The 25,392-nt window shown below is 70.7% G+C and carries 25 protein-coding genes and 1 riboswitch; of the genes, 13 read left to right on the forward strand and 12 right to left on the reverse strand.

Going from position 1 to position 25,392, the window contains the following annotated elements; genetic code table 11:
• Nucleotides 1–29: 29 nt before the first annotated feature.
• Nucleotides 30–151, reverse strand: a riboswitch (SAM riboswitch).
• 125 nt (nt 152–276) lie between these two features.
• Nucleotides 277–1,836 (forward strand): PrsW family intramembrane metalloprotease, encoded by a 1,560-nt coding sequence (locus ACZ6QQ_RS24515; protein ID WP_465879380.1) that lies wholly within the window; start codon nt 277–279, stop codon nt 1,834–1,836.
• Here ACZ6QQ_RS24515 and ACZ6QQ_RS24520 read toward each other — a convergent pair.
• Nucleotides 1,827–2,165 carry a GroES family chaperonin gene (locus ACZ6QQ_RS24520; protein ID WP_465879381.1) on the reverse strand — a complete coding sequence of 113 codons (339 nt, stop codon included), beginning with the start codon at nt 2,163–2,165 and terminating at the stop codon, nt 1,827–1,829. The two genes, ACZ6QQ_RS24515 and ACZ6QQ_RS24520, sit on opposite strands and share 10 nt — an antisense overlap.
• A gap of 235 nt (nt 2,166–2,400) precedes the next feature.
• Here ACZ6QQ_RS24520 and ACZ6QQ_RS24525 point away from each other — a divergent pair, with 235 nt between their 5' ends.
• The gene (locus ACZ6QQ_RS24525) at nt 2,401–3,705 is read left to right on the forward strand and encodes an AI-2E family transporter (RefSeq protein WP_465879383.1); all 1,305 of its coding nucleotides are present in this window, start codon (nt 2,401–2,403) and stop codon (nt 3,703–3,705) included.
• A gap of 6 nt (nt 3,706–3,711) precedes the next feature.
• Here ACZ6QQ_RS24525 and ACZ6QQ_RS24530 read toward each other — a convergent pair whose 3' ends face one another.
• On the reverse strand, nt 3,712–5,886 hold the full coding sequence (locus tag ACZ6QQ_RS24530) for an ATP-dependent DNA helicase (RefSeq protein ID WP_465879384.1): 2,175 nt from the start codon (nt 5,884–5,886) through the stop codon (nt 3,712–3,714).
• Nucleotides 5,887–5,987: 101 nt separating this feature from the next.
• Here ACZ6QQ_RS24530 and ACZ6QQ_RS24535 point away from each other — a divergent pair, with 101 nt between their 5' ends.
• From ACZ6QQ_RS24535 to ACZ6QQ_RS24550, 4 genes are all read left to right on the forward strand, one after another.
• A complete protein-coding gene (locus ACZ6QQ_RS24535; protein WP_465879386.1) occupies nt 5,988–6,491 on the forward strand; it encodes a DUF402 domain-containing protein in 504 nt (167 codons plus the stop codon).
• A 116-nt stretch (nt 6,492–6,607) separates the two neighbouring features.
• Nucleotides 6,608–7,525: a PPK2 family polyphosphate kinase gene (locus tag ACZ6QQ_RS24540; protein WP_465879387.1), complete on the forward strand. Its 918-nt coding sequence runs from the start codon at nt 6,608–6,610 to the stop codon at nt 7,523–7,525.
• Nucleotides 7,526–7,664: 139 nt separating this feature from the next.
• Complete coding sequence (locus ACZ6QQ_RS24545) at nt 7,665–8,291, forward strand: DUF47 domain-containing protein (protein WP_329104909.1); 627 nt, start codon at nt 7,665–7,667, stop codon at nt 8,289–8,291.
• Nucleotides 8,292–8,296: 5 nt separating this feature from the next.
• Complete coding sequence (locus ACZ6QQ_RS24550) at nt 8,297–9,310, forward strand: inorganic phosphate transporter (protein WP_465879389.1); 1,014 nt, start codon at nt 8,297–8,299, stop codon at nt 9,308–9,310.
• Nucleotides 9,311–9,415: 105 nt separating this feature from the next.
• Here the strand turns inward: ACZ6QQ_RS24550 and ACZ6QQ_RS24555 are convergent, their stop codons facing one another.
• The 3 genes from ACZ6QQ_RS24555 to ACZ6QQ_RS24565 form a co-directional block, all read right to left on the reverse strand.
• Entirely contained in the window at nt 9,416–10,411 is a 996-nt protein-coding gene (locus ACZ6QQ_RS24555) for a Gfo/Idh/MocA family protein (RefSeq protein ID WP_465879390.1), read from the reverse strand.
• Between the two features lie 200 nt (nt 10,412–10,611).
• Entirely contained in the window at nt 10,612–11,145 is a 534-nt protein-coding gene (locus ACZ6QQ_RS24560) for a hypothetical protein (RefSeq protein ID WP_465879391.1), read from the reverse strand.
• Between the two features lie 138 nt (nt 11,146–11,283).
• The gene (locus tag ACZ6QQ_RS24565; protein ID WP_465879393.1) at nt 11,284–11,889 is read right to left on the reverse strand and encodes a TetR/AcrR family transcriptional regulator; all 606 of its coding nucleotides are present in this window, start codon (nt 11,887–11,889) and stop codon (nt 11,284–11,286) included.
• Nucleotides 11,890–12,003: 114 nt separating this feature from the next.
• Here ACZ6QQ_RS24565 and ACZ6QQ_RS24570 point away from each other — a divergent pair, with 114 nt between their 5' ends.
• Both ACZ6QQ_RS24570 and ACZ6QQ_RS24575 read left to right on the forward strand, forming a co-directional pair.
• Nucleotides 12,004–12,990 (forward strand): alpha/beta fold hydrolase, encoded by a 987-nt coding sequence (locus ACZ6QQ_RS24570; protein WP_465879395.1) that lies wholly within the window; start codon nt 12,004–12,006, stop codon nt 12,988–12,990.
• A gap of 232 nt (nt 12,991–13,222) precedes the next feature.
• Entirely contained in the window at nt 13,223–14,071 is an 849-nt protein-coding gene (locus ACZ6QQ_RS24575; protein WP_465879397.1) for an NUDIX hydrolase, read from the forward strand.
• A 105-nt stretch (nt 14,072–14,176) separates the two neighbouring features.
• Here the strand turns inward: ACZ6QQ_RS24575 and pstB are convergent, their stop codons facing one another.
• From pstB to ACZ6QQ_RS24610, 7 genes are all read right to left on the reverse strand, one after another.
• A complete protein-coding gene (gene pstB, locus ACZ6QQ_RS24580) occupies nt 14,177–14,953 on the reverse strand; it encodes a phosphate ABC transporter ATP-binding protein PstB (protein ID WP_329104898.1) in 777 nt (258 codons plus the stop codon).
• Between the two features lie 20 nt (nt 14,954–14,973).
• The gene (gene pstA / locus ACZ6QQ_RS24585; protein WP_465879561.1) at nt 14,974–16,017 is read right to left on the reverse strand and encodes a phosphate ABC transporter permease PstA; all 1,044 of its coding nucleotides are present in this window, start codon (nt 16,015–16,017) and stop codon (nt 14,974–14,976) included.
• 35 nt (nt 16,018–16,052) lie between these two features.
• A complete protein-coding gene (gene pstC / locus ACZ6QQ_RS24590) occupies nt 16,053–17,150 on the reverse strand; it encodes a phosphate ABC transporter permease subunit PstC (protein WP_465879400.1) in 1,098 nt (365 codons plus the stop codon).
• Between the two features lie 44 nt (nt 17,151–17,194).
• A complete protein-coding gene (gene pstS, locus ACZ6QQ_RS24595; RefSeq protein WP_465879402.1) occupies nt 17,195–18,298 on the reverse strand; it encodes a phosphate ABC transporter substrate-binding protein PstS in 1,104 nt (367 codons plus the stop codon).
• A 212-nt stretch (nt 18,299–18,510) separates the two neighbouring features.
• The gene (gene mshD, locus ACZ6QQ_RS24600) at nt 18,511–19,458 is read right to left on the reverse strand and encodes a mycothiol synthase (protein ID WP_465879403.1); all 948 of its coding nucleotides are present in this window, start codon (nt 19,456–19,458) and stop codon (nt 18,511–18,513) included.
• Between the two features lie 92 nt (nt 19,459–19,550).
• Nucleotides 19,551–20,477 (reverse strand): polysaccharide deacetylase family protein, encoded by a 927-nt coding sequence (locus tag ACZ6QQ_RS24605; RefSeq protein WP_465879564.1) that lies wholly within the window; start codon nt 20,475–20,477, stop codon nt 19,551–19,553.
• Nucleotides 20,478–20,751: 274 nt separating this feature from the next.
• On the reverse strand, nt 20,752–21,480 hold the full coding sequence (locus ACZ6QQ_RS24610) for a winged helix-turn-helix transcriptional regulator (RefSeq protein WP_465879404.1): 729 nt from the start codon (nt 21,478–21,480) through the stop codon (nt 20,752–20,754).
• Between the two features lie 260 nt (nt 21,481–21,740).
• On the opposite strand from ACZ6QQ_RS24610, the gene ACZ6QQ_RS24615 reads away from it, so the two are divergent.
• The 5 genes from ACZ6QQ_RS24615 (at nt 21,741) to ACZ6QQ_RS24635 (ending at nt 25,289) form a co-directional block, all read left to right on the forward strand.
• Nucleotides 21,741–22,841, forward strand: a complete 1,101-nt coding sequence (locus tag ACZ6QQ_RS24615; protein ID WP_465879405.1) for a hypothetical protein — start codon at nt 21,741–21,743, stop codon at nt 22,839–22,841.
• 133 nt (nt 22,842–22,974) lie between these two features.
• Nucleotides 22,975–23,796 carry an LmeA family phospholipid-binding protein gene (locus ACZ6QQ_RS24620; RefSeq protein WP_465879406.1) on the forward strand — a complete coding sequence of 274 codons (822 nt, stop codon included), beginning with the start codon at nt 22,975–22,977 and terminating at the stop codon, nt 23,794–23,796.
• Nucleotides 23,797–23,876: 80 nt separating this feature from the next.
• Complete coding sequence (locus tag ACZ6QQ_RS24625) at nt 23,877–23,954, forward strand: Ms5788A family Cys-rich leader peptide (protein ID WP_311202345.1); 78 nt, start codon at nt 23,877–23,879, stop codon at nt 23,952–23,954.
• A 162-nt stretch (nt 23,955–24,116) separates the two neighbouring features.
• Complete coding sequence (locus ACZ6QQ_RS24630; protein ID WP_465879408.1) at nt 24,117–24,965, forward strand: sulfurtransferase; 849 nt, start codon at nt 24,117–24,119, stop codon at nt 24,963–24,965.
• A gap of 3 nt (nt 24,966–24,968) precedes the next feature.
• The gene (locus tag ACZ6QQ_RS24635) at nt 24,969–25,289 is read left to right on the forward strand and encodes a DUF1416 domain-containing protein (RefSeq protein ID WP_465879409.1); all 321 of its coding nucleotides are present in this window, start codon (nt 24,969–24,971) and stop codon (nt 25,287–25,289) included.
• Nucleotides 25,290–25,392: the final 103 nt, after the last annotated feature.

Below are 25,392 nucleotides of genomic sequence, written 5' to 3' on the forward strand. Positions count from 1 at the left end.
AATCCGGGACCCCGGTTGCTGAGGGTTGGGGCCCGCGCTTGCCCAGCACCCGGATCGGGCTGGGCCCGGTCATCACCCAGGGCACCCCACCGCGAACTCGACGAGGGTTGCCGGCCAGCAAGCTGGGGCTTCGCACACCGTCCGCTCGAACGTCCGGTGGTTGCCGATCGTTGTTCGGGCTGGCATGCGTTGGTCGCTGGCACTCGTGACCTGCTGGCAGCATAACCGGGCGGATTGCGGTCCGACCAGCGGGTCGCGGGTGACTACGCTGGCGGCATGGCCGACACCCCGCCCGGCGGAGATCCCTATGCGCCGCCGCCGACCCCGCCTGCCGTGCTGCCCTCGCCGGCCGTCAGCGCCATCCCGCCCCGGGCGGTAACGTTCGCCGGGCGGGGAATCACCTGGCGGCGTGGGCTGGTGCTGGCCGGGGTGATCCTGCTGATCGCCGGCTGCGCGGTCTACATGGCGATCACCCTCGGCGACGACCTCGGCCTCCAGGCACTGCTCATCGGGCTGGCGGCGGCGATCCTGCCGGTGCCGGTGTTGATCGCCTGCTTCCTCTGGCTGGACCGGTACGAGCCGGAGCCGATGGTCTACCTGATCTTCTGCTTCGCCTGGGGTGCCTTCGTCGCCACCGCCGCCTCGTTGAACGTGAACCGGGAGACCGCCGAGCTGTTCGCGGGGTGGGGACTGCCCGACTCGCTGGTCGCGGTGCTCGGGGCGCCGTTCATCGAGGAGCTGACGAAGGCGCTCGGGCCGCTCCTGCTGCTGCTGTTCCGCCGCCGTGAGTGGTCCGGCATCACCGACGGCATCGTCTACTGCGGACTTTCCGCGGTCGGTTTCGCGATGGTGGAGAACATCCTCTACCTCGGCGGGTACGGCTACGCCGCCGGTGCGGACCAGTACGGCCCGGCGACCGGGGTGCAGAACGTCTTCGCCATCTTCATCGTCCGGATCCTGCTGACCGGGTTCGCCCACCCGCTGTTCACCGCGATGACCGGGATCGGCCTCGGCATCGCGGCCCGCTCGGCCGACCGGCGGATCCGGATTTTCGCCCCGTTGGCCGGACTGCTGGCGGCGATGATGCTGCACGGCACGTGGAACCTGATGCCGTCGCTGGCGGCGGCGCTCGGGCAGAACCTGATAGTGCTCTACGGCTACATCGGGGTGATGGTGCCGATCTTCCTCGGCATGGTCGGGCTGGCGGTCTGGCTGCGCGGCTGGGAGGGGCGGCTCACCGAGCGGCGGCTGCCCGACTACGTACGCGCCGGCTGGCTCAGCCCGCCGGAGGTGGCCGCGCTGGGCAGCCTCGGCCGGCGGCACTCGGCCCGCCGCTGGGCTCGTCGGGTCGCCGGTGAACCGGGCCTGCGGGCGATGCGGGGTTTCCAGTTCTCGGCCACCCGACTGGCGCTGCTGCGCGACGGGATGCTGCGCGGGCTGGACACCAAGCCGGCCGACCGGGCCCGTACGGCGTACGAGGAGCGGCAGTTGCTCGACGCGATCACGGCGTACCGGTGGGCGTTCGTGGGTCGGGATCCGCAGGCGCCGGTGGGGGTCTGGGACGGGGCCCGTTACCACCTGAACTTCCCGGACGGGGTGCCGCGCACGGTCGAGGAGCCGGCGGAGCCGGTGGTGCCGATCCCGGTGGTGCTCACGCCCCCGCCGGTGCCGAGCGGCTACGGCCCGTACGGCCCGCCGCCGTCGGGATACGGCCCCCCACCGGGATACGGCCCACCACCGGGATACGGCCCGCCATCGGGGTACGGACAGCCGGGTACCGGCCAGCCCGGTTACGGTCAGCCCGGTTACGGCAAGTCGCCGGGTGGTTACAGGTAGAGCCCGGTCGAGTCGGTGTTCACCCGCTCGGCGGCGACGGCGTGCACGTCGCGTTCGCGGAGCAGGACGTACTCCCGGCCGTGCAGTTCCACCTCGGAGCGGTCGTCCGGGTCGAACAGGACCCGGTCGCCGGAGACGATCGAGCGCACGTTGGGGCCGACACCGACCGCCGTCGCCCAGGCGAGTCGGCGGCCTATCGAGGCGGTTGCCGGGATGACGATGCCGGCGGTCGAGCGCCGTTCACCTTCGCTTCCCTCCAGGCGGACCAGGACGCGGTCGTGCAGGAGGCGGATCGGTAGGCCGTTGTCGAGGTCTGGGTCGGCGGTCACGACCGGAACGGTACCGTGCGGCCCCAGCGGCGGCGGTGGAGGTCGAGGTCACGGCGGGCGGGAGGGTTGCGGCGCTGCCGATGGGGGCAAACTGGGGGAGAATTCAGGGCTCGGTGGGAACGTTCCGCCAGGTTCCTGCCGGTTACCTTAGGTGGGCCGGTCTTCCAGCCAGCCTCGGGTGAGCCGGTCTTCCAGCCAGCCTCGACCGGGCCGGTTCTCCAGCCAGGAGGTGTGCTTGAGCCGCTTCGAGCAGTTGCGGGCGAGGGCCCGGCGCGCGTACGAGTCCGGCCGAGCCTCGGTCCGGGCCGCGCGTCCGGCCGTCGGTGAGGGGGTGCCCGTGGCTGCCGATCCGCCGGTGCCGGAGCAGCCGCCGTCGTCGCCGGTGCCGCCGCCCCGGGCGCCGATCGTCGGCGACCAGGTCGCGTCGGTGCACTCCTCGACGTCCAGCCGGGACGACACGGAGGTGCCGAGGGCGTTGCGGATCGCCGGGGCCTGGTCGTGGCGACTGTTGGCGATCGGCCTGGTCACGTACGCGCTGCTCAAGATCATTGGCATGGTCAGCATCGTGATCATCCCGTTGATCATCGCGCTGCTGCTCTCCGCCCTGCTCGCCCCGGCCGTGGGCTGGCTGCTCCGGGCCCGGTTCCCGCGCTCGCTCGCCACCGCACTGGTGCTCGTCGGTGGCCTGGCCGCGGTGGTGGGCACGCTCACCAGGGTGGTGACCGAGTTCGTCGGCGGTGTGCCGGAGCTGAGCAAGAACGCCTCCGAGGGCATCCGGCAGATCCAGAACTGGCTCCGTACCGGGCCACTGCACCTGTCGGACAGCCAGCTCAACTCGTACATCGACGAAGCACAGAAGTGGATCGACCAGAACACCCAGGCACTGACCAGCGGCGCGCTCTCCACCGCCACCACCCTGTTCGAGCTGCTCACCGGCGCCCTGCTGGTGCTCTTCGCGACCTTCTTCTTCCTCCGCGACGGGGAACGGATCTGGCGGTTCCTGGTCCGGCTGCTGCCGGTCAACGCCCGGTGGCGGATCGACGACGCCGGGCGCGCGTCCTGGGCCACCCTGGTCGCCTACGTACGCGCCACCGTGCTGGTCGCCTTCATCGACGCGGTCGGCATCGGCATCTTCCTGGTCATCTTCGACGTGCCGTTCGCGTTCCCGCTCGCCGCCCTGGTGTTCCTCGGCGCGTTCATCCCGATCGTCGGGGCCACCCTCTCCGGCGTGGTCGCGGTGCTGGTCGCACTCGTCGACAGCGGTCCGGTGACCGCGCTGATCATCGCGGGTGCGGTGGTCGGGGTGCAGCAGATCGAGGGCCACATCCTGCAACCGCTGATCATGGGGCGGGCGGTCGCGATCCACCCGCTCGCGGTGATCGTCGGGATCGCCGCCGGAGTGGTGCTCGCCGGGATCGTCGGCGCGCTGGTGGCCGTACCGCTGATCGCCGTACTCAACACGGCGGTCCGGCGGTTGGCCCACCGGCGCCCGCCCGAGGTGCCGCCGGACGCGGTCGTGGTCGCCTCCACCGCCCCCTGAGCCGGGTCAGTCCTTGGCGAGGCGTTGCAACGCGCCCCGGGCCACCTCAGGCCGGGTGGTGTACCAGAACGGTGGCAGCGACCGGCGCAGGAAGGCGCCGTAACCACGGGCCGTCTCCAGTCGCGAGTCGAGCACCGCGACCACACCCTTGTCGCCGGTCGACCGGATCAGCCGGCCCACCCCCTGGGCCAGCCGGACCGCCGCGATCGGCACGCTCACCGCCGCGAAGCCGGACCCGCCGGAGGCGTCGACCGCCGCCGCCCGGGCCGCCGCCAGCGGCTCGTCCGGCCGGGGGAACGGCAACCGGTCGATCACCACGAGCTGGCAGGCGTCGCCCGGCACGTCGACGCCCTGCCAGAGCGACATCACCCCGAACAGGCAACTCGCCCGGTCCTCCCGGAACCGGCGGACCAGCAGCGGCAGCGACTCCTCACCCTGGAGCAGGACCGGCAGGTCGGTCCGCGCCCGGAGCAGCTCCGCCGCCTGCTGCGCGGCCCGCCGCGAGGAGAACAACCCGAGGGTACGGCCACCGAGCGCGGTCACCAGTTCGAGCAGTTCCGTACCGGCGGCGTCGGGCAGGCCGGAGGCGGCGGGGCGGGGCAGGTGCGCGGCGACGTACAGGATGCCCTGGCGGCCGTAGTCGAACGGTGAGCCGACGTCGAGCGACCGCCACCCCGAACCCGACTCGCTCTCGATCAGGGCGGCGTCCCCGGCGGCCTTCGGTGCCGGTTTGGTCTTCCGCGCCGGGGCGGTCGAGGCGGCCAGCGCGGCGGCGGCCGGCGACGGCGGGTCGACGGTCACCGGGCCGAGGCCGAGGGCGCGGGCGACGGTGTCGAACCGCCCGCCGAGGGCCAGGGTGGCGGAGGTCACCACGACCGTACGCTCGTCGTACAGCTCGTTGGCGAGCATCCCGGCGACGGAGAGCGGCGCGACGACCAGGGCCCGGCGTCCCGCCCCCGGGCCGTCCGACTTCTCCACCCAGGCCACGTCGTGATCGGCCTCCTCCAGTAGCCGCTGCGAGGTCTTGGAGAGGTCGTCGAGGACCGCCTTGGCCTGCTGCTTGCGTACCGGGTCGGGATCATCGGCCTTGATCTCGCCGACCTTGTCCAACGCGGCACGGGTGGCCGCGTCGAGCAGGGTGCACGCCTCGCGCAGCGGACCCGGCAGCCCGGCGGTGATCCGCCCGGCCGGCGCCTCGGCCAGCCCGACCGCGAGCGCGTCGCCGGCCGCGATGAGCGACTCGGCGATCTCCGGTGTCAGCAGCGGCCGGGCCCGTCGGGCCGCCCGGTCGACCTGCTCCGGGACGAGCTCGGCCTGGGACGCCGACGAGACCCGGTCGGCCAGCTCGTGCGCCTCGTCGACCACCAGCAGCTTGTGCGGCGGCACGATGTGCCGGTCGGCCAGCAGGTCGACGGCGAGCAGGCTGTGGTTGGTCACCACGATGTCGGCCTCGCGAGCTCGGACCCGGGACGCCTCGGCGAAGCACTCCGGCCCGTACGGGCACCGCCCCGCCCCGACGCACTCGCGGGCCGGCATCGACACCAGCCGCCACGCCTGGTCGTCGACGCCCGGATCGAGCTCGTCCCGGTCACCGGTCTCGGTCTTGTCCGCCCAGGCGCGCAGCCGCTCGACCTGCTTGCCCAGCCGGCCCGCCTCACCGAGCCACTTCGTGCCCCCGCCGCGTCCGGGCGTGTCGAAGAGGGTGTCCTCCGGCTCGTCCTCAGTGGAGTTGTCCAGCCGGGCCAGGCACAGGTAGTGGTGCCGCCCCTTGAGCACCGCATACGTCGGCCGGCGGCCGAGCACCGGCTCGACCGCGTCGGCGAGCCGGGGCAGGTCGTGCTCGACCAGCTGCGACTGCAACGCCAGGGTGGCGGTGGAGACCACCACCGGACCGTCCACGGTCAGCGCCGGGGCGAGGTACGCCAGCGACTTGCCGGTGCCGGTGCCGGCCTGCACGAGCAGGTGCTCGCCGGTGGCGATGCTCTCCTCGATCGCCGAGGCCATGAGCTGCTGACCCGGCCGGGCCGAGCCGCCGGGCACCGCGCCGACCGCGGCGGCGAGCAGCTCGTCGGTGCTCGGCCGACCGGCGCGTCGCCGCTTGCGGGTGGCCGGTGCCGGGGTGTCGGCGGAGCCGGTGTTCCCGGAGTCGGCGGCGTGGTCGGTGGTGGTCGGAGCGGTCACCGTAGGACCGTACCTGGCCGTGCCGACACCGACCGCGCACCTCGGCCGACGGCGGCCCTTCGTACAGGCGCGGAGTGGGTGCTATCGGTTAGGGTGCGGGCATGTCGAGCGATGTGGTCCGGGTCGTCTACCGCAAGTACGACGGCACCGCGCACCGGGACTACCCAGCCCGCCGGCTGACCGAGGACGACCTGGGTGTCTGGCTCGGGGTGACCGCCGGGACGGAGTCCGTCTACCACGGTCGCCCCTCGGTCGAGCAGATCCCCTTCGTTCTGCTGGTGCCGCATTCGGCGTGGTGGACCGGCATGTTCAACCCGCCGCCGAGGACCAGCGAGGTCTACTGTGACATCACCAGCCAGGCCCGCTGGGAGGGTGACACGGTCCACCTGATCGATCTCGACCTCGACGTGGTCCGGCGCCGGGCGACCGGCGCGGTGGAGTTGCGCGACGAGGACGAGTTCGCCGAGAACCGGGTCCGGTTCGCCTATCCGGAGGACGTGGTCGTCCAGGCCGAGGCGGCCGCCGAGTGGCTCTACGACGCGCTCGGCGACGGGACCGAGCCGTTCGCCACCGCGTACCGGAAGTGGCTGGCCCTGGTGCTCTGAGCACCGCCCCGCCCACTCGGACGGGTGGGTCGATGAGACGTGACTCGTCGTCGCGTCGCGCTGCGGCGCCGGGTCGGCGATGATCGGGGGATGAGCGAGCGCGCCGGGATGCCGGCATGAGCGGTCCGAGGGGGCCGATCCGCGACCTGTTGCGGGTGCCGACCGGCGGTGCCGGCCTGGACCTGGGCGCGATCCATCCGCGTACGACGCCGGGCCTGCCGCCGGCCGGGGTGGTCGGGCACGATCCGAAGTCCTGGGCGAGGGCGCAGGTACGGGCGATTGGGGCGGAGCTGGGCCGGCAGCAGGAGATGCTGTTCGCCTCGGCCAAGGTCGACCCGGCGTCCGGGCGCCGGCTGCTGCTGGTGCTCCAGGCCATGGACGCCGGTGGCAAGGACGGGACCATCCGGCGGGTGGCCGGCACGATGAACCCGCTCGGCCTGCACATCAAGTCGTTCGGGCGGCCGACCGAGGAGGAACGTCGGCACCATTTTCTGTGGCGGATCCGGCGCGCGTTGCCGGCGCCCGGCTACGTCGGGGTGTTCAATCGGTCACACTACGAGGACGTTCTGGTGCCGAGGGTCGAGGGACTGGTCCCCGAGCACACCTGGCGGGCCCGGTACGACGAGATCAACGAGTTCGAGGAGGAACTGGCCGACGGCGGGGTGACCCTGCTCAAGGTGTTCCTGCACATCTCGTACGACGAGCAGTTGGACCGGTTACTGAGTCGGCTCGACGATCCGGAGAAGCACTGGAAGTACGAGCCGGGGGACGTGGACACGCGGGCCCGCTGGTCGGACTACCAGGCCGCGTACGCGGAGGCGCTGGCGCGGTGCGGCACCGCTCGGTCGCCGTGGTTCGTGGTGCCGGCGAACCGGAAGTGGTACCGCGACTGGGCGGTGGCGAACCTGTTGCGGGAGACCTTCGCGGGGTTGGGGCTGAGCTATCCGGCGCCGACCTTCGATCTTGCGCGGGAGCGGCGGCGACTGGTCGGCCTGCGCCCTTCGGCGCCGGAGGGTCCAACCCGCGCCAGATGAACGGCAGGTAAACCCCGAGTGAATCACACCTGGCCAGAGGTGGGCCGGTGGTTGCGGGATTTTGTCGTTTCCTAGCATTCCCCAAGGCAGGTCCGTTGACGCCCGCCACCCCCACCGCCGACGCGACGAGGTCCGTGCCGTGAAGTTTTCCTTCCGCCCCACCGAGGGCGCCTTCTACGAGCTCTTCACCAGGGCCGCGCAGAACCTGGTGCGGGGTACCGAGCTGCTGAACGAGCTGGCCCTGCCCGGTGTCGACGTGCAGTCGGTGAGCGAGCGGCTCACCGAGGTAGAGCACGACAGCGACCAGATCACCCACGAGCTTTACAAGAAGATCAACTCGACCTTCATCACGCCGTTCGACCGGGAGGACATCTACCGGCTCGGGTCGCTGCTCGACGACGTGATGGACCACCTGGAGGCGGTCGGCAACCTGCTCTACCTCTACGGGCTGACCAAGCTCCCGTCGCTGCCCCGCGAAATGCACGAGCTGGTGAACGTCCTCGACCAGCAGGCGAAGCTGACCGCCGAGGCGATGCCCCGGCTGCGCTCGATGCGCGATCTTGAGGACTACTGGATCGAGTGCAACCGGCTGGAGAACGACGGCGACCAGGCGTACCGGATGCTGCTCGTCCGGCTCTTCTCCGGCGAGTACGACGCGTTGACCGTGCTGAAGATGAAGGAGGTCGCCGACGAGCTGGAGGCGGCCTGCGACGCCTTCGAGCACGTGGCCAACACCGTCGAGACCATCGCGGTCAAGGAGTCCTGATCCCGGTGACTCCCGAACTGATCGCCGTACTCGCGGTGATCGCCGTCGCCATGCTCTTCGACTACACCAACGGCTTCCACGACGCCGCGAACGCGATCGCCACCAGCATCTCCACCCGCGCCCTCACCCCCCGGGTGGCGCTGGCGATGGCGGCGGTCGGCAACTTCATCGGCGCCCACCTCGGCGGCAACGTCGCCAAGACCGTCGGCGACGGCCTGGTCGAACTCCCGACCGGTCTGGCCAGCCTCGGTGTGGTCTTCGCCGGGGTGCTCGGTGCCATCTGCTGGAACCTGCTCACCTGGTATTTCGGCATCCCCTCCTCGTCCTCGCACGCGCTGTTCGGCGGGCTGGTCGGTGCGACGCTCTGCGCCACCCTGTTCGGGGTCGGCGGCACGGTCCTCTGGGGCGGCATCCTGATCAAGGTGGTCATCCCGATGGTGGCCTCGCCGCTGGTCGGGTTCGCGCTCGGCGCGCTGATGATGCTCGCGGTGATGTGGATCTTCCGGCGGGGCAACCCGGCCAAGCTGAACCGGGGCTTCCGCTGGGCCCAGACCGCCTCCGCGATGGCGATGTCGATCGGTCACGGCATGCAGGACGCCGCCAAGACCATGGGCATCGTGGTGCTCGCCCTGTTCGCCGGTGGCTACCAGGACAGCAAGACGCACATTCCCGAGTGGGTCTTCTGGACCTCGGCGACCGTGCTGGCGCTCGGCACGTACGCCGGTGGCTGGCGGATCATCCGTACCCTCGGTCGGAAGATCATCGACCTCGGCCCGCCGGAGGGCTTCGCCGCCGAGACGGTCGCCAGCATCGTGCTCTTCACCACCTCCCGGCTCGGCCTGCCGATCTCCACCACGCACACGATCACCTCGGCGATCATGGGCGTCGGCGCGACCAAGAAGCTCTCCGCCGTCCGCTGGGGTGTGGCCGGCAACATCGTGATGGCCTGGGTCCTCACCTTCCCCGCCGCCGCCACCATCGCCGCCATCTGCTACTTCGCCGTCCGCCCGCTCTTCTGACGAGTACGTCTCGCACTTGTAGAGAACTCTTGCAGAGAATGAGGGGCTACCCGCACGCGGACAGCCCCTCATTCTCTGTATCTGCGCCCCGAAGGGGCAGGCGCGTCAGGGGTAGGTGACGTTGATCTGGGTGCGGATGGTGTCGAGGAGGTTCATCACGTCGAGGGTTACGGGGTGGGGGACCAGGGGGCTTTCCTTGAGGCCGGCGGCTAGGCATCGTTGGACCTCGGCGGCCTCGTACTGGTAGCCGTTGCCGACCGCCTCGGCGGGCAGGTGTTCCGGCTCGGCGCCGGCCCGGTGCAGGGTCGCCGCGCTCGGGCGGAAGAACGGCTCGCCCAGCTCGATCCGGCCGGTGGTGCCGGTGATCGTCGCGGTCAGCGGGCTCGCGCCGACGATGCCGCAGCTCAGCGACGCGACCGCGCCGGAGTCGTAGCCGAAGACGATGCCGGTGTTCTCGTCGACGCCCTCCGGGCTCAGCGACGCCCAGGACCGGATGTGGTCCGGCCGACCGAGCACCAGGTGGGCCAGGCTGACCGGGTAGACCCCCAGGTCGAGCAGGGCGCCGCCGCCGAGCGCCTTGGCCCGCATCCGGTGCTCCGGCGGGAACGGCCCGGACACCCCGAACGCCGCCTGAACGCCGGTGACCGAGCCGATCGCGCCGTCGGCGATCAGGTCCAGCACCCGCAGTACGGTCGGGTTGCACCGCATCCACATGGCTTCCATCAGGAAGACGTCCCGCTTCCGGGCGGTCTCGATCAGCTCCGTGCTGGTCGCCAGGTCCAGGGTGAACGGCTTCTCGCAGAGCACCGCCCGGCCGGCCGTGAGGCAGGTCATGGTGGCGTCGTAGTGGGCGGCGTGCGGGGTGGCGACGTACACCACGTCCACCTCGTCGTCGGCGGCCAGTTCCGCCCAGGAGCCGTACGCCCGGGGGATGTCGTGCCGGTCGGCGAAGAGCCGGGCGGCGTCGAGTGACCGGGAGCCGACCGCCACGACCTCGGCGTCCGGAAGCAGTCGCAGGTCCTCGACGAACGTGGCCGCGATGTGGCCGGTGGCCAGGATGCCCCAGCGGGTAACGCCCCCGGAGCCAGCTTGCTGAACCATGTCACCCCTTCGACCACGGGCCGCCGGTCACGTCCGGCAATGACGTGCCCGTGAGAACACGTCGAAGCATCCCCTGCGACCCGGGGGGACGCCAACCGGGGCCGTACCGACCGGATGGGTGAGCTGGATGTCGCGGTGGCGCTCGCCGGCAGGGAGTGACCACGCCTCGGCTGGGCTGCTCGGCCGGCCTGCGGCTGTGATCAGGTGGATGCCGGTCCTCGGCGCAACTCTCGGATGACGCCGTGCCGCTTGAGCGCCCAGACCAGGCGGCGGGCGGGACGGTGCCGCAGGAGCAGTAACGTCGCCTCCCCGACCAGCGTCAGTCGACGGCCGCGGAACTCGTCCTCCGCCAGCTTCCACATCAGTGTCCGCATCCCCTGCGACTCAAGGGCGTCGCGGATCTCGACGCGGACGGCGGGATCGTCCAGGGCCGACCGGATCGACGACGCGAGACCCGGACGACCGGCGAGGTTGTCCGAGATCGCGATGGCGAGGCTGTGCCGGATGTCGTCGGTCTCGATCAGCAGCAGGACCGCATCGCGGATCTCGGCTGTCTCCAGCGCCGATCGCAGAAGCTCCATTGCCCGGCGCCGCACCTCGTCGTCGTGATCGTCGACCGCCAGTGCGGCGAGCAGGGACGTCACCTCGTCAAGGTCGATCAGGTGCCGCAGGCCCGCCCGGAAGTCGGGTTGGTCCCAGGCGGCAAGCAGCACCCTGACCATGTTGCGATCCATGCCCTCACCTACCCGATCGACACTCGGGGCGAAACGAGGGAGACGCTTCGAGGACTCTGCCCGATCGCCGGTCGAGCACCCGACCCGATCTATGCATGCGGACCTACTGGCGTCGCCGAAAACATCGAGGCGTCGCTGTCAGGTGGTTCCCAGCGACCGGCTCAGCATCGTCACCAGCTGCTCCGCCGCGCCCGGTGTGTCGAAGGCGGGATCGGCCATTCGTTCGGCGACGATCGCGTCGATCGCGCCACTGATCATGATGGCGGTGACGCGCGGGTCGACGTCGGCCCGGTAGTCACCGGCGGTCCGGGCTGCCTCGACGAGGTCGGCGACGGCCTGCCAACGGGCTGCTGACCCGGGACGGTCGGTGACCTGTTCGTCGCCCAGGATCGCCTCGGCGATCACGCGGGCCCGTTCCGGCCGCTCGTGCAGGTGGCCCACGAGCGAGCGGATGTACGCATAGAGAGCAGCGGCACCCGTACGTGTCCCGACCGCTGCGCCAACCTGTGCGGTGAGGCCCTCGATCACCGACTCGTAGGCGGCCCGTACCACCGCCTCCTTGGACGGGAAGTGGTAGAGCACGGTGGCCTTCGAGATCTGGGCCGCCTCGGCGATGCGGGCGAGGGAGGTTCCCGCGTAGCCGTGTCGCGCCACCAGGCCGATGGTCGCGTCGATGAGCTGTGTCCGGCGCGCCTGCTCGATGAACGTGGGCGGGCGCTGGCCCGATGTGGATCGTGGCGGCATGACGCACCCACCTTACCGGGCCCACTTGGCTGGTCCAGCCTGCCGTCGACCGCCCACCTAGATTTTCAACCGATCGGTCAGTAAACTGACCGATCGGTCAAATCGATGGGGGCGATGACAATGCAGTTCTTGGGTCGGATCCGTCGCCGGCACCTGCTCCGAGCCGGGATCGCGGTGATCCTCGTGGCCGTGCTCGCGGGATGGTGGGCGGTACGCACGCCGGCACCGGTCGGCTACTTCACCTCGGCCACCGCGCAGGACCGGTTTCTCCGCGCATACGAGCGCGCGATGGACGACCTGCCGGTGCCCGACCGGACGCTGGACGTCCGCACCGGGTACGGCGTGGTGCGGCTGTACCACTTCACGGGCGCGAACCCCGACGCCGCGCCGCTGCTGCTGCTCCCCGGTGCCATGTCGGCGGCGCCGGTCTGGGCCGACAACCTGCCGTCACTGCTGCGCTTACGCAGCGTGTACGCCGTCGATATGCTCGGCGAGCCGGGCATGAGTGTGCAGCAGCGCCCGATCAGCACCCCGCGCGACCACGCGCAGTGGCTGCACGACATGCTGCTCGCACTACCGGAACCGCAGGTGCACCTGGTCGGGCTGTCGATCGGCGGGTGGACCGCGATGAACCTGGTCGTGCACCGTCCCGACAAGCTGGCCAGCGTGATCCTCGTCGAACCGGTTCTGGTGTACGCGAACCTGTCGTTCGGCGCGATTGTCCGGTCGATTCCGGCGAGCGTGCGGTTATTGCCGAAGTCGTTCCGCGACGACTTTGCGAGCTGGACGGCGAACGACGCACCGGTCGAGGAGGTTCCGGTCGCCGCGATGATCGAGGCTGGCATGCAGACCTACGTCGGCAAGAAGAGCGGGCCGACGCGCCTGACCGAGAAGCAGCTCGCCGGGGTGCAGGTTCCCACGCTGGCGATCTTGGCTGGAGAGTCGCGGATGCACGACACCGGCGAAGCAGCCGAGGTGGCCAGGCGTGCTCCCGGTGGCGCGGCGGTGATCGTCTATCCGGACGCGTCGCACGCGATCAACGGCGAGTACCCGGACCGGATCGCCGCCGATGTCGGTGCGTTCCTCGTCGGGAAGGCCTGACTCCTCGGCGCACTGTGACCGCAACCCCGGCCGCGTCTCCTGCTGGGCCGCAACCTCGATGCCACCTCGGCCAAGGCCGAGCGCCTGCTCGGCTGGAAGACGCGCCCGATCGCGGACACCATCGCCGAGACTGCCGACAGTCTGCTCGCCCTCCCACGCTGACCCCGCCGAGACCGCGACCCACCCCGACCGGCCCGTCCGCCACTCAAGATCCCGCATTAGGCTCGGCGGCATGACGATCGACAGCAGCGGGTTCGCCGCGCCGGAGTCGCTGGTCGAGCATGCCCGCCGGTTCTACGCCGAGGGCGGTCAGCCGGCACAGCCGAGGATGGCCGCGACGGTCCTGCTGGTCCGCCCGGTCCCGGCCGTCGACGGTCAGGACAACTTCGAGGTGTACGTCATCCGCCGGCTCGCCGCGATGACGTTCGGCGGCATGTACGCCTTCCCCGGCGGCGGCGTCGACCCGTCCGACTCGCGGGCGGCACTCGACTGGTCCGGTCCCGCCGCCGCGGACTGGGGTGATCGGCTGGGGCTGGCACCCGACGCCGCCCAGGCGGTGGTCTGCGCCGCCGCGCGGGAGGTCTTCGAGGAGTCCGGCGTGCTGCTCGCCGGGCCCGGCGCCGGCACCATCGTCGGTGACGTGAGCGGTGCCGACTGGGAGTCGGCCCGGCAGGCACTGGTCGAGCGGCGGGCGAGCTTCGCCGAGCTGCTGAGCGAGCAGCGGCTCACCCTCCGGGCGGACCTGCTGCTGCCCTGGTCGAGGTGGATCACGCCGGAGTTCGAGCCGCGCCGCTTCGACACGTACTTCTTCGTTGCCCTGTTGCCGGCGGGGCAGCGGACCCGCGACGTTTCCGGGGAGGCCGACCACACGATGTGGATCCGGCCGACCGAGGCGCTGGCGCGGGCCGACGCGGGCGAGATCGCGATGCTGCCGCCGACCAGGGTCACGCTGGCCGAGATCGCCTCGTCGGGCGGGCTGGCCGGGTTGCCGGCCGCCGCAGCGGAGCGGGACGCCGCCACACCGGTGCTGCCCCGGTTCGAGTTGGCGCCGGACGGCACCGGACGGTTCCTGCTCGGCTGAGCCTCATCCCGAAGGACCGGCTGATCCCGAGGGATCGGAGAGACGGAAACGGGCTCCCGGCGACCGAGTGGGTCGCCGGAAGCCCGGTGAAGGTCGTGCCGCCGGTCAGCCGAAGCGGCCGGTGATGTAGTCCTCGGTCTTCTTGACGCTCGGGTTGCTGAAGATCTTCTGGGTGTAGTCGTACTCGATCAGGCGGCCGGGGTCACCGGTGCGCTCGATCGAGAAGAACGCCGTACGGTCCGACACGCGGGCCGCCTGCTGCATGTTGTGCGTCACGATGATGATCGTGTAGCGGTCCTTCAGCTTGAACATCAGGTCTTCGATCGCCAGCGTGGAGATCGGGTCGAGGGCCGAGCAGGGCTCGTCCATCAGCACGACCTGCGGCTCGACCGCGATCGTCCGGGCGATGCAGAGCCGCTGCTGCTGACCACCGGACAGGCCCGCGCCCGGCTTGCCGAGCCGGTCCTTGACCTCGTCCCAGAGGTTCGCCGAGCGGAGCGCCTTCTCGGCCGCGTCCTCCAGCACCGACTTGCGCCGTACGCCGTTGAGCTTCAGCCCGGCCACCACGTTGTCGAAGATCGACATGGTGGGGAACGGGTTGGGGCGCTGGAAGACCATGCCGATCAGCCGCCGTACGGCGGTGACGTCCACGTCGTTGTCGTAGATGTTCTGGCCGTCGATGGTGAGCTTGCCGTCGACCCGAGCGCCCGGCAGCACCTCGTGCATCCGGTTGATCGAGCGAAGGAAGGTCGACTTGCCGCAGCCCGAGGGCCCGATCAGGGCGGTCACGGTCTTCGGTTCGACAGTCAGGTTGATGTTCTCGATCGCCTTGAACGACCCGTAGTACGCGGTGACGCCCTCCGCCTCGACGCGCTTTGCCATGGTGACTGCTCCTCCGGGGTTCAACGGGAGATCTGGCTACGGCGAGCGAGCAGCTTCGCCGCGATGGTGAGGACGAGTACGAGAGCCACCAGGGTCAGCGCGGCCGTCCAGGCCCGATCCGGGGAGTAACGCCCCGCGTCGGTGGCCTGTCCGTAGACGAACAGGGAGAGCGAGGACTGGTTGTTCTCGAACGGGTTGAAGTTGATCGCCGCGGTACCACCCGCGACCAGGAGCACCGGGGCGGTCTCGCCGGCGGCGCGGGCGACGGCGAGCATCACGCCGGTGACGATGCCGGGCAGCGCGGTCGGCAGCACGATCTTCATGATCGTCTTCCACTTCGGGATACCGAGGGCGTACGAGCCCTCCCGCAGCGGAGCCGGCACCAGCCGGAGCATCTCCTCCGTCGACCGGACGATCGTCGGCAGCATCAGCACGCTCAACGCCAGCGCGGCGGCGAAGCCGGAGTAGCCCGGCCGGCCGTCCGAGCTGAGGTGCGGCGAGACGATGAGCACCCAGAACGCGAGGATGAACAGACCGGCGACGATGGACGGGATACCGGTCATCACGTCCACGAAGAAGCGAATCGTGTTGGCGAACCGGCCCCGGCCGTACTCGACGATGTAGATCGCGCCGGCGATGCCGAGTGGGACCGTGATCAGCGTGGCGATCCCGACCTGCTCCAGCGTGCCGATGATCGCGTGGTACGCGCCACCGTTCGGGTCCCGGGCGCCGATGTTGTTCATCGAGGTGCCGAAGAAGTCGCCGTCCAGCCGGGCGACGCCCTTCGAGACCAGCGTCCAGACCACCGAGCTGAGCGGAAGTACGGCCAGCACGAACGCGGAGTGGATCAGTGCACTCCAGGTCCGGTTGTTGGCCGCCCGCTGCCCCTCGACGTTGCGGGCCGCCAGGTAGAGGCCGACCAGGTAGAACACGGCGCCGAGGACGACCGCCAGCACCCAGTTGCCGATGCCGGTGCCGAACACGACAACGGACGCCAGCGCCAGCGCGAGTACGGCGATGGCGATCGGCGCCCACTTCGGGAGCCGCCGGCCGCGCAGGTCCACCCCGGTTCCGCTGGGGCTGACCAGTGTTGATGCGCTCACGCTGCCCCCTCGGTGAATTCGCGGCGGCGGTTGAGGATCACCCGGGCGGTCATGTTGACCACCAGCGTGATCGCGAACAGGACCAGACCGGACGCGATCAGGGCACCCCGGCCAATGTCGTTGGACTCACTGAACCCGTTGGCGATGTTGGCCGCGATCGAGTTGCCACCGGACTGGATGATGTTGAACGTGATGCCGAAGGTGGCGCCGAGGGTCATCGCCAGGGCGATCGTCTCGCCGAGTGCGCGACCCAGCCCGAGCATGACCGCGGCGACCACACCCGGCCGCCCGTACGGCAGCACGGAGGTGCGGATCATCTCCCACTTGGTGGCGCCCAGGGCGAGGGCGGCCTCCTCGTTGGCGGTCGGGGTCTGCATGAAGACCTCGCGGGAGAGCGAGGTGACGATCGGCAGCACCATGATCGCCAGCACCACGGAGCCGAGCATGATCGACCGGCCGAACGGTCCCTCGCCGCCGAAGAGCGGGATCCAGCTGAAGTATTTGTTGAGCCAGAGAGAGAAGTCGGTGACCGGTCCGCTGAACACGTCGCGACCCCAGAGGCCGAAGACCACGCTGGGTACGGCAGCGAGCAGGTCGATCAGGAAGCCCAGCGCGGTGGCGATCCGCCGGTGGGCGTAGTGCGAGAGGTAGAGCGCGATGCCGAGTGCCACCGGTACCGCGAGCAGCAGGGCGATGACCGCGCTGAGTACGGTGCCGAAGGCCAGCGCGGCGATGCCGAAGCGGGGCTCGCCCTCGTTCGGTGCCCAGTTCTTGTAGGTGAAGAAGTTCTCGTGGTTGGCCTGCAGGGCCGGGATCGCCCTGCTCACGAGGAAGATCGCGATCGCCACGATGATGACCAGCACCATCGTGCCCGCGGCCAGGGTCAGCACGCGGAATAGCTGCTCGGCGCCGAATGCGCGACGCCGGGGCAGCGCGCCACCGCCGCCCAGTCCGCCCCCGTCAGGTGCCCGGTGGGACGGTATCGCTGAAGACTCGGCCGATTGCGCCGAAGCACCGGCGGGCCGGTCGTGACTCGTCGTCACGCCCGATCCGCCGGTGCCGGCGTCGGCCGAGCGGGGAGGGGTTTCACCCATCTGCTCGCTCGCTCCGTGTGGTGTCCGGGGGCTGGATTAGCGGGTCAGGCGATGCTCTTGACCGCGGCCTCGACCTTGGTACGGACCGACTCCGGCAGCGGGGCGTAACCCAGGTCGGCCAGGTCGGCCTGACCCTCGCTGCTGGACGCGTGTCCGAGGAAGCCCTTGACCAGCGCGAGCTTGTCGGCCGCGAGGCCCTTGTTGCAGACGATCTCGTAGGTCACCAGGACGATCGGGTACGCCCCGGCCTCCTTGGTGTTGTAGTCGATCGACAGCTTCAGGTCGTCGCCCTGACCGGTGACCTCGGCGGTGGCGATGGTCTTGCCAGCCGACTCGGCGTTCAGCTCGACGAACTCGCCGGAGCCGTTGGCGACCTTGGCGGTGCTGAGGGCGGAGTTCTCGGCGAACGAGAGCTCGACGTAGCCGATGGTGCCGGCGGTCTGCTTGACCAGGGCGGCCACGCCGTCGGAGCCCTTGGCACCGGTGCCGCCCGGGGCCTTCCACGCCTTGGCCTTGCCGAAGGTCCAGTCGGTCTCGGCGGCCTTGCTCAGGAACGCGGTGAAGTTGTCGGTCGTGCCCGACTCGTCCGAGCGGTGCACGGCCTGGATGGCGGTCGACGGCAGGGTCGCGCTGGGGTTGTCGGCCTTGATCGCGGCGTCATCCCACTTGGTGACCTTGCCGGCGAAGATCTGCGCCAGGGTGGCCGGCTTGAGCTGCAGGCCGGTGACACCGGGCAGGTTGTAGGCGATCGCGACCGGGCCGATGACCATCGGCAGGTGGATGGCCTTGCCCGACGGGCACTTGGCGTCGGCCTTCGGCTGCTCGTCGTCCTTGAGCGCCGAGTCCGAGCCGGCAAAGTCCGCGGTGCCGGCGATGAAGGCCTGGATGCCCGCGCCGGAGCCGGAGGGCTCGTAGTTGATGGTTACGTCCTTGCACTGCTGCTGGTAGGCCTTGACCCACTCGGCAACGGCGTTCTTCTGCGCGGAGGAACCCTGCGCGTTGATGGTGCCGGTGGCGCAGTCGGCTGCGGCGGCGGACCCGGAGGCCGAGGGCCCGGCGGGCTCGTTGTTGTCCGAGCCGCACGCACTGAGTGCAAGTGCCGCAGTCAGAGCGAGGCAGGCAAGAATGCCGTGCCGCTGGAGCTTCACCTGAGGGGTTTCCCTTCACATGGACGGAGCGCCGGGAACTGTGCCCCGGGAGCCGGCTATCCGCTGGCTACTACGCAAGTTAGAAGTGCCAGGTAGCCGGTTCGCCGGGCGCGAGTGAACGAGGGGTGAACAGGTGCGGCCGGCTGGATGGACCGGAGCTGAGGGCGAGTTGTCCGTTCCGTGAACTGAGGGGCGGGTGTTCGCTACGTCCGTTATGCGGCGCGTCGGTACTGCACGTGCGTCGTCCAACGGGAAAAGCCGAGTCGCCGGTAGAGCGCCACCGCCGACGAATTTGATTCGTCTACATAGAGCATTACCCGGGTCAACCCACGGTCACCGAGATAACGCAGTCCGGCCGAGGTCAGCGCCTTGCCCAGGCCCGTGCCGTGGGCGTCCGGCTCGACGCCGACCACGTACACCTCGCCGATCGGCGGCCGGTGGATCCCGTCCGCGTCGACCGCCCCCGGCTGGCCGTGCACCTTGGTCCAGTGGAAGCCGAGCAGACGGCCGGTGGACTCCTGGACCGCGAGCAGGAAGCCGGCCGGGTCGAACCACGGCTCCGCCATTCGTACGGCGAGGTCGGCGGAGGTCCACCGGCCCTGTTCCGGGTGGTCGGCGAAGGCCCGCCGGTTCACCCCGAGCCACGCCTCGTCGTCCACACCCGGACGGAACGACCGCAGGACCACACCGGCGGGCAGCACGGGCTCGGCGAGGTCCCCGGCGAGCGGCCGGCGCATCTGCCACAGCTCACGGTCGCGGGTGAATCCCAGGTCGAGGGCGAGCGCGGCGGCCGACGGGTGGTCGCCGTGGGCCCAGAGCCGCAGCTCGGTGCCGGCACTCGCGGTGGTCAGCGCGGTGACCAGGGCGCGGCCCAGTCCCGACCGCCGGTGCAGCGGATGTACGGCCAGTTCCGCCTCGGTCACCGCCGGGTCACCGGCTCGGTCGACCTGCGCGTAGCCGACCGCCGTGCCGTCCGGGTCGCGTACGACCAGGTGGGTGACGACGGCGGCACCGTCCGGCCGGAGTCGCAGCGTCGCCTGCTCGGAGAGCGGGTGGGCGCCGTCCGCCCGGTCGGCGGCGCGGGCCAGGTCCAGGATGTCGCTGATCTCCGCCGGGCCGAGTCGATCGGTCCGGACTACCTCGGGCGCGGCGGTGGTCACCCGGCCACCGTAGCCCGCCGGTTCCAGGTGTACCCGGTCGGTTCAGTCGGCCGAGGGCGACATCACTGGTTTGCGGCGGGAGGGTCTGCCGGTCAGTCGGTGAGTGCGGACGGGGCGGGGGTGGGGGTCGGTCCGTCGGGCCCGGTCGCCGACGTGTCGGCGTGGTCGGTGTCGGCCGAGGTGGGCCGGGGCAGGCCGGTCGGCAGGGATTCCAGTTCGAACCGGCGGAGCAGGTTGGGCAGGATGGTCCGCAGGGCGCTGATGGTCTGCTGGCGGTTGCCGCCCGCGTCGTGCATCAGCACGATCGCGCCGGCACCGACGTCGGCCGTGACGGTCGAGGCGATGTTCCCGGCGCCGGGAGTGGTCCAGTCCCGAGGGTCGACGGTCCAGTGCAGCGAGGTCATGCCGAGTTCCCAGGCGGTGGCGACCACCCCTTTGGTCCAGGCCCCGCCCGGCTGACGGAAGTAGACGATCCGGGCACCCGGAACCGCCTCCCGGATCGCCGCGTTGGTACGGGACAGGTCGGCCCGGATCGCGGTCCGGGTACGCGTACCGAGCGCGACGTCGTGTGACCAGGAGTGGTTGCACAGGGTGTGGCCGGCGGCGGCGATCGCCCGTACGAGTTCGGGGTGCGCGGCGACCTGCTGACCGACCAGGCAGAAGGTGGCCTTGACCCGGTAGTGGTCGAGCATCTCCAGCACCTGCGGGGTGTACTCGGGGTCCGGCCCGTCGTCGAAGGTGAGCGCCACCTCGCGTGCCCCGGTGGTGATCCGGCTGCCGTACGGGCCGTTGCGTTCCAGGGCGAGCCGGGGGCGGTCGTCGGTGGGTGTGGAGTCGCGGTCGGGGTTGGTCGGCGCGAGCGGGGACGGGCTGGCCGACGGGGTGGGCGTCGGTGTCGAGGGGGCGGGTGCGGTGGTGTCGGTCCGGGACGGGGTGGGCGAGGCACCGATGCGGTGCGGGTTGGCCGCCGGGTCGGGGGCGCTGGCTGCCCGGCCGAGGACGTACACGCCGCCGAGCATCGAGCCGACCGCCAGCGTGAGCACCAGGATCAGTCGCAGGTTGGCCACGCCGGGTCGTTGGCGCTTGTACCGGTGGGCCGACAACTGGCGGCCACGAATCGATGCCACTGCCGCCCCCTTGACGCCCGTACCTGAAAACTTAGGGTACGTACGATTTGCCAACTAAAGGGCGTTATCCGGCAATGGCCCGATATGGAAGCCTCAACGCGCCGAACGCCACCCGGTGGTTCACCGGATGGCGTTCGGAAAGCGCGGGTAGCGGGTGGTGCGAGGGTCAGACGGACAGGGCCGCCGCGACAGCCGACTCCGACTCGGGCAGCGAGCGGGAGGACGACGGCGGTACGACGAACTTGTAACCGACCTGGCGAACCGTGCCGATCATCGACTCGTACTCCGAGCCGAGCTTGGCCCGCAGCCGCCGGACGTGGACATCGACCGTACGGGTGCCGCCGAAGTAGTCGTAGCCCCAGACCTCGCGCAGCAACTGGTCCCGGGTGAAGACCCGGCCGGGGTGCTGGGCGAGGAACTTGAGCAGCTCGAACTCCTTGTAGGTGAGGTCGAGCGGGCGGCCCTTCAGCTTGGCCGCGTAGGTGTCCGGGTCGATCGAGAGTTCACCGGCCCGGATCTGGCCGCCAGCACCGGCGATGGCGTTGGTGAGCCGACCCACGGCGAGCCGCAACCGGGCCTCGACCTCGGCCGGGCCGGCGCTGGCGAGGATCACGTCGTCCACGCCCCAGTCGGCGTTCAGTGCGATCAGACCGGCCTCGGTGACCACCGCGATCAGCGGTACGCCGAGCCCGGTGGCGTGCAACATCCGGCAGGTGGCCCGAGCTTCGCTCAGCTCGGAGCGGGCGTCCACGAGTACGGCGTCCGGGCTGGGCCCGGCGACGAGGGTCCGGACGTCCCGGGGTGCGGTACGAATCGAGTGGGGGAGCAGGTCCAGAGCGGGCAGCACGGCCGAGGGCTCGCCTGCACGCGCGGTGACCAGCAGCAGGATCTCCACACATCACCTCCGTCCCGGCGGCGCATCGCCGCGCGGTGGGCCAGTGGGTCTCCGGCTCTGGCCGGCTTGCTCCACTGGTTAATGGTGTCGGTCCCGGCGTCGCTGACGGGGCGGGGTAAGCCCCGAGCTTATCGGATTCCCAGGGCGTCGATCCCGGACGGTCGCCCCTTCGGCTGTGTTCTCCACCTCAACGGAGGAGGTTTTTACCTGGCCGTAACCAGAATCCGTGCGTCTGCGGCCCGATCTGGCACGATCAGTGCGTGTTCCCCTCGACGTCACCCGAGACCGGTCGCGATTCCTGGGCCGACGGGCCCCGTACCGGACCGGCCGGACCACCACCCGGCCCGGCCCCCCGTGGCGGCTATCCGCCCGGACCGGGCCCCTCCGGCATGCCCTTCGACGAGCCGCCGGTCGCCGTGGACGAGGAGCCCGAGACGGGGCGGCGGCGGCTGCGTGGCAAGCGCGGCGCCGACGACCCCGTACCCGGTAGTGGCCTCGACCCGGACACCGACGACGAGGACGAGGAGGAGTTCGAGCCGGTACCGATCCGCCGTCCGCTGGCGCTGGCCGTGGCCGGCTTCGCCGGGCTGCTCGGCCTGGGCCTGGTCTTCGGCGCGCAGACCTCCGGTCCGGGCGCGCGGGTCCCGTTCGCCCTGGTCGTGTTCGGGGTGCAGTTGCTCTACGTCCTGGCCTGGGCGATGGCGATGCGACCACCGGCGCTGCTGCTGGTCGCCGGGGTCTCGGTGGCGGTCGCCGTCGGGGCGGACGTCGCCGCGATCGTGCCGGACGTGGCCGCCCTCGGACCGGTGGGCTTCGTGGCGGTGGCGGGTTTCGTGGTCGGCGTCCTCGGCCAACTGGTCCGCCGGACCGACCGGGCCCGGGTCACCGAGTCGCTCGGCGCCACCCTGCTGATCGTGGTCGGCGTGGTGGCGTTCGCCAGCCTGATCGTGCTCAGCCGGCTGCCGATCGGCACCCAGGCGATCTTCGTCTGCCTCGGCGGGAGCGGGGTGGCGCTGGTCGTCGCCCGGCTGACCGACGCGGTGCTGCCCTGGCCCCGACTGGCGCCGCAGGTGCCCCGAGGGGCGGCCGGGGTGGTCCTCGGTGCGATGCTCGGCACCCTGACCAGCGGCGTGATCGGCGGCTACGTGGTCGGTTTCACGCCGACCAGCGGCGCGATCGTCGGCCTGGTCGCGGCGACCGCGGCGGTCCTCGCCGACCTCGGCGTCAACTACTCCGAGGCGGGTCGCCTGATGGCCGGTGAGCCGCCGACCATGTGGGTGGCCCGGCACATGCAGGGCCCGCTCGGCGGCTTCGCCCTGGCCGCCCCGGCGGCGTACGCGATGACCGTCTTTTTCCTCTGAGGCACCGACGTGGCGGCCATCGACCCGGCGATAAGGGATCATGGGATTCCCCGGGTTGAGGTTCGCGCGGGCCGGGTACATAGCGGTTCCCCGATCGGTCGCTCCGCCGGTCCGGGTAGGCGGAGGCGGTGGCGTGGCAGACAGTTATCCGGCACAGGGTGAGAGCTATCCCCGGCGGTTGCCCCGGTCGCACCGGACCGACCAACCGCGTCGGCGCGGTCGCAAGCTGCTCGTCGTCCTGCTGATCGTGCTGCTGGTGCTGATCGCGGCGCTGGTGGTGGCCGACCGGTACGCGGTCGGCTTCGCCGAGCGCGAGATCGCCACCCGGATCAGCCAGGAGACCACCCGGCAGGGAATCAAGACCGGCCCGCCGGACGTGACGGTCAACGGCACGCCCTTCCTCACCCAGGTGATCGCCGGCAACTACGAGTCGATCGTGATCGTGCTGCGGGACGTGGAGGCCCCGGTGCCCGACGTCCAGGCGACGGTGCACCTGCCCGAGCTGCACATCGACGCCCGCGACATCGCCGCGTCGATCAACACCCTGCGTACCGGGCAGGGGCAGGTCACCGCCGGGACCGTGAACGGCACCGCGACGATCGCGTACGACAGTGTGGTGAAGCTGATCGACCAGCCCGGCATCCAGTTGAAGGAGGAGGGCGGCAAGCTCCAGGTGACGGCGCCACTGCAGTTGCTGGGGCAGCAGTTCACCGTGCACGGCGCGGCGAACGTGAAGATCGAGGGCGCCGAGGTGGCGCTCAGCTTCAGCAACGTGACCGTGGACGGGCTGCCGGAGATTCCGCTGGCCCGGCTGGCCGTGCAGGAGGCCGCCCGGCAGATCGCGATCCGGTTGCCGCTGCCGGAACTGCCGTTCAACCTCCAGGTGCAGGAGGTCACGCCGCTCGCCGGTGGGCTGGCCGTACGGGCCACCGCGAAGGACGTGCCGCTCAGCTGAGACCGGACCGCACCGGGTGTGCGTCCCGGATCGTGGTCGACTGGTGACGGGATTATTTCCGGCTGGTAAGCTCCCTGCCCATGGGGACGCTCCTCACCAAACGGCGCGCGGTCGACCTGTGCCGCGTGGCCACCTGCCTGTGTCGCCCCGTCATCTGACGGCGGGGCTGCTTTCGCGTTTCCTCTGATTTTTCACGCCCGGCAGCGGCGCCGTCGCACGAACCCGTGATCCTCTCGCTCTGGGTCCCGCGCGTGGTGCGACGAAAATCATCGATACCCGCGCTGGCTCACCAATCCATCATCCTAAATAGGAGTGATCTGATGAGTCGCGACACCGCACTCGTCTCGGCCGACTGGGCCGAGAAGAACCTCGACACCCCGGGCGTGGTCTTCGTCGAAGTCGACGAGGACACCACGGCCTACGACGGCGGCCACATCGCCGGCGCGATCAAGCTCGACTGGCGCAAGGACCTCCAGGACCCGGTGCGCCGGGACGCGGTCAACAAGGAACAGTTCGAGGCCCTGCTCTCCGAGCGGGGTGTCGGCAACGACGACATCGTCGTGCTCTACGGCGGCAACAACAACTGGTTCGCCGCGTACGCGTACTGGTACTTCAAGCTCTACGGCCACCGCGACGTGAAGCTGCTCGACGGTGGTCGCAAGAAGTGGGAGCTGGACGCCCGGCCGCTGGTGCAGGGCCAGGTCACCCGCCCCGCCACCCAGTACGTCGCGCAGGAGCCGGACCTGAGCATCCGCGCGTTCCGTGACGAGGCGGTCGCCGCGATCGGGGTCAAGAACCTGGTCGACGTCCGCTCTCCCGACGAGTACGCCGGTCGCCTGCTCGCCCCCGCGCACCTGCCGCAGGAGCAGTCCCAGCGGGCCGGCCACATCCCCACCGCCGTCAGCGTGCCGTGGTCGAAGGCGGCCAACGAGGACGGCACGTTCAAGTCCGACGACGAGCTGCGCAAGATCTACGGCGAGGCCGGTCTGGACGACAGCCTCGACACGATCGCGTACTGCCGGATCGGCGAGCGCTCCTCGCACACCTGGTTCGTGCTCAAGGAGCTGCTCGGCCACCAGAACGTGAAGAACTACGACGGCTCCTGGACCGAGTACGGCTCGCTCATCGGCGTGCCGATCGTGCTCGGCGACGAACCGGGGAGGGCCTGAGCCATGACCGCTCCCACCGCCGCCGGTTGCGCGGCTCCGGACCAGGCGGCCCCGTTGCCGGCCGGGCTGGACCTGAACCGGGAAACCGTCATCACCGGCGTGGTCCGGGCCGACTCGGGCGACGCCGTTCCCGGCGCGTACGTCCGGCTGCTCGACTCCACCGGCGAGTTCACCGCCGAGGTCGTCACCTCACCCGAGGGCCAGTTCCGGTTCTTCGCCGCGCCGGGCACCTGGACCCTGCGGGCCCTGTCCCGGCACGGCAACGGTGACACCCTGGTCACCGCCGGCCGGGGTATCAACGAGGTCGGCGTCACGGTCGTCTGACCACCAGCACCAGCACTGGGGGGGGGGGGGGGGGGGGGGGGGGGGGGGGGGGGGGGGGGGTGTGTTGTATGCGCTTACCCATAGTGTTTTGTGTTGGGGGGAG

This window comes from Micromonospora sp. NPDC049529, from assembly GCF_055586685.1.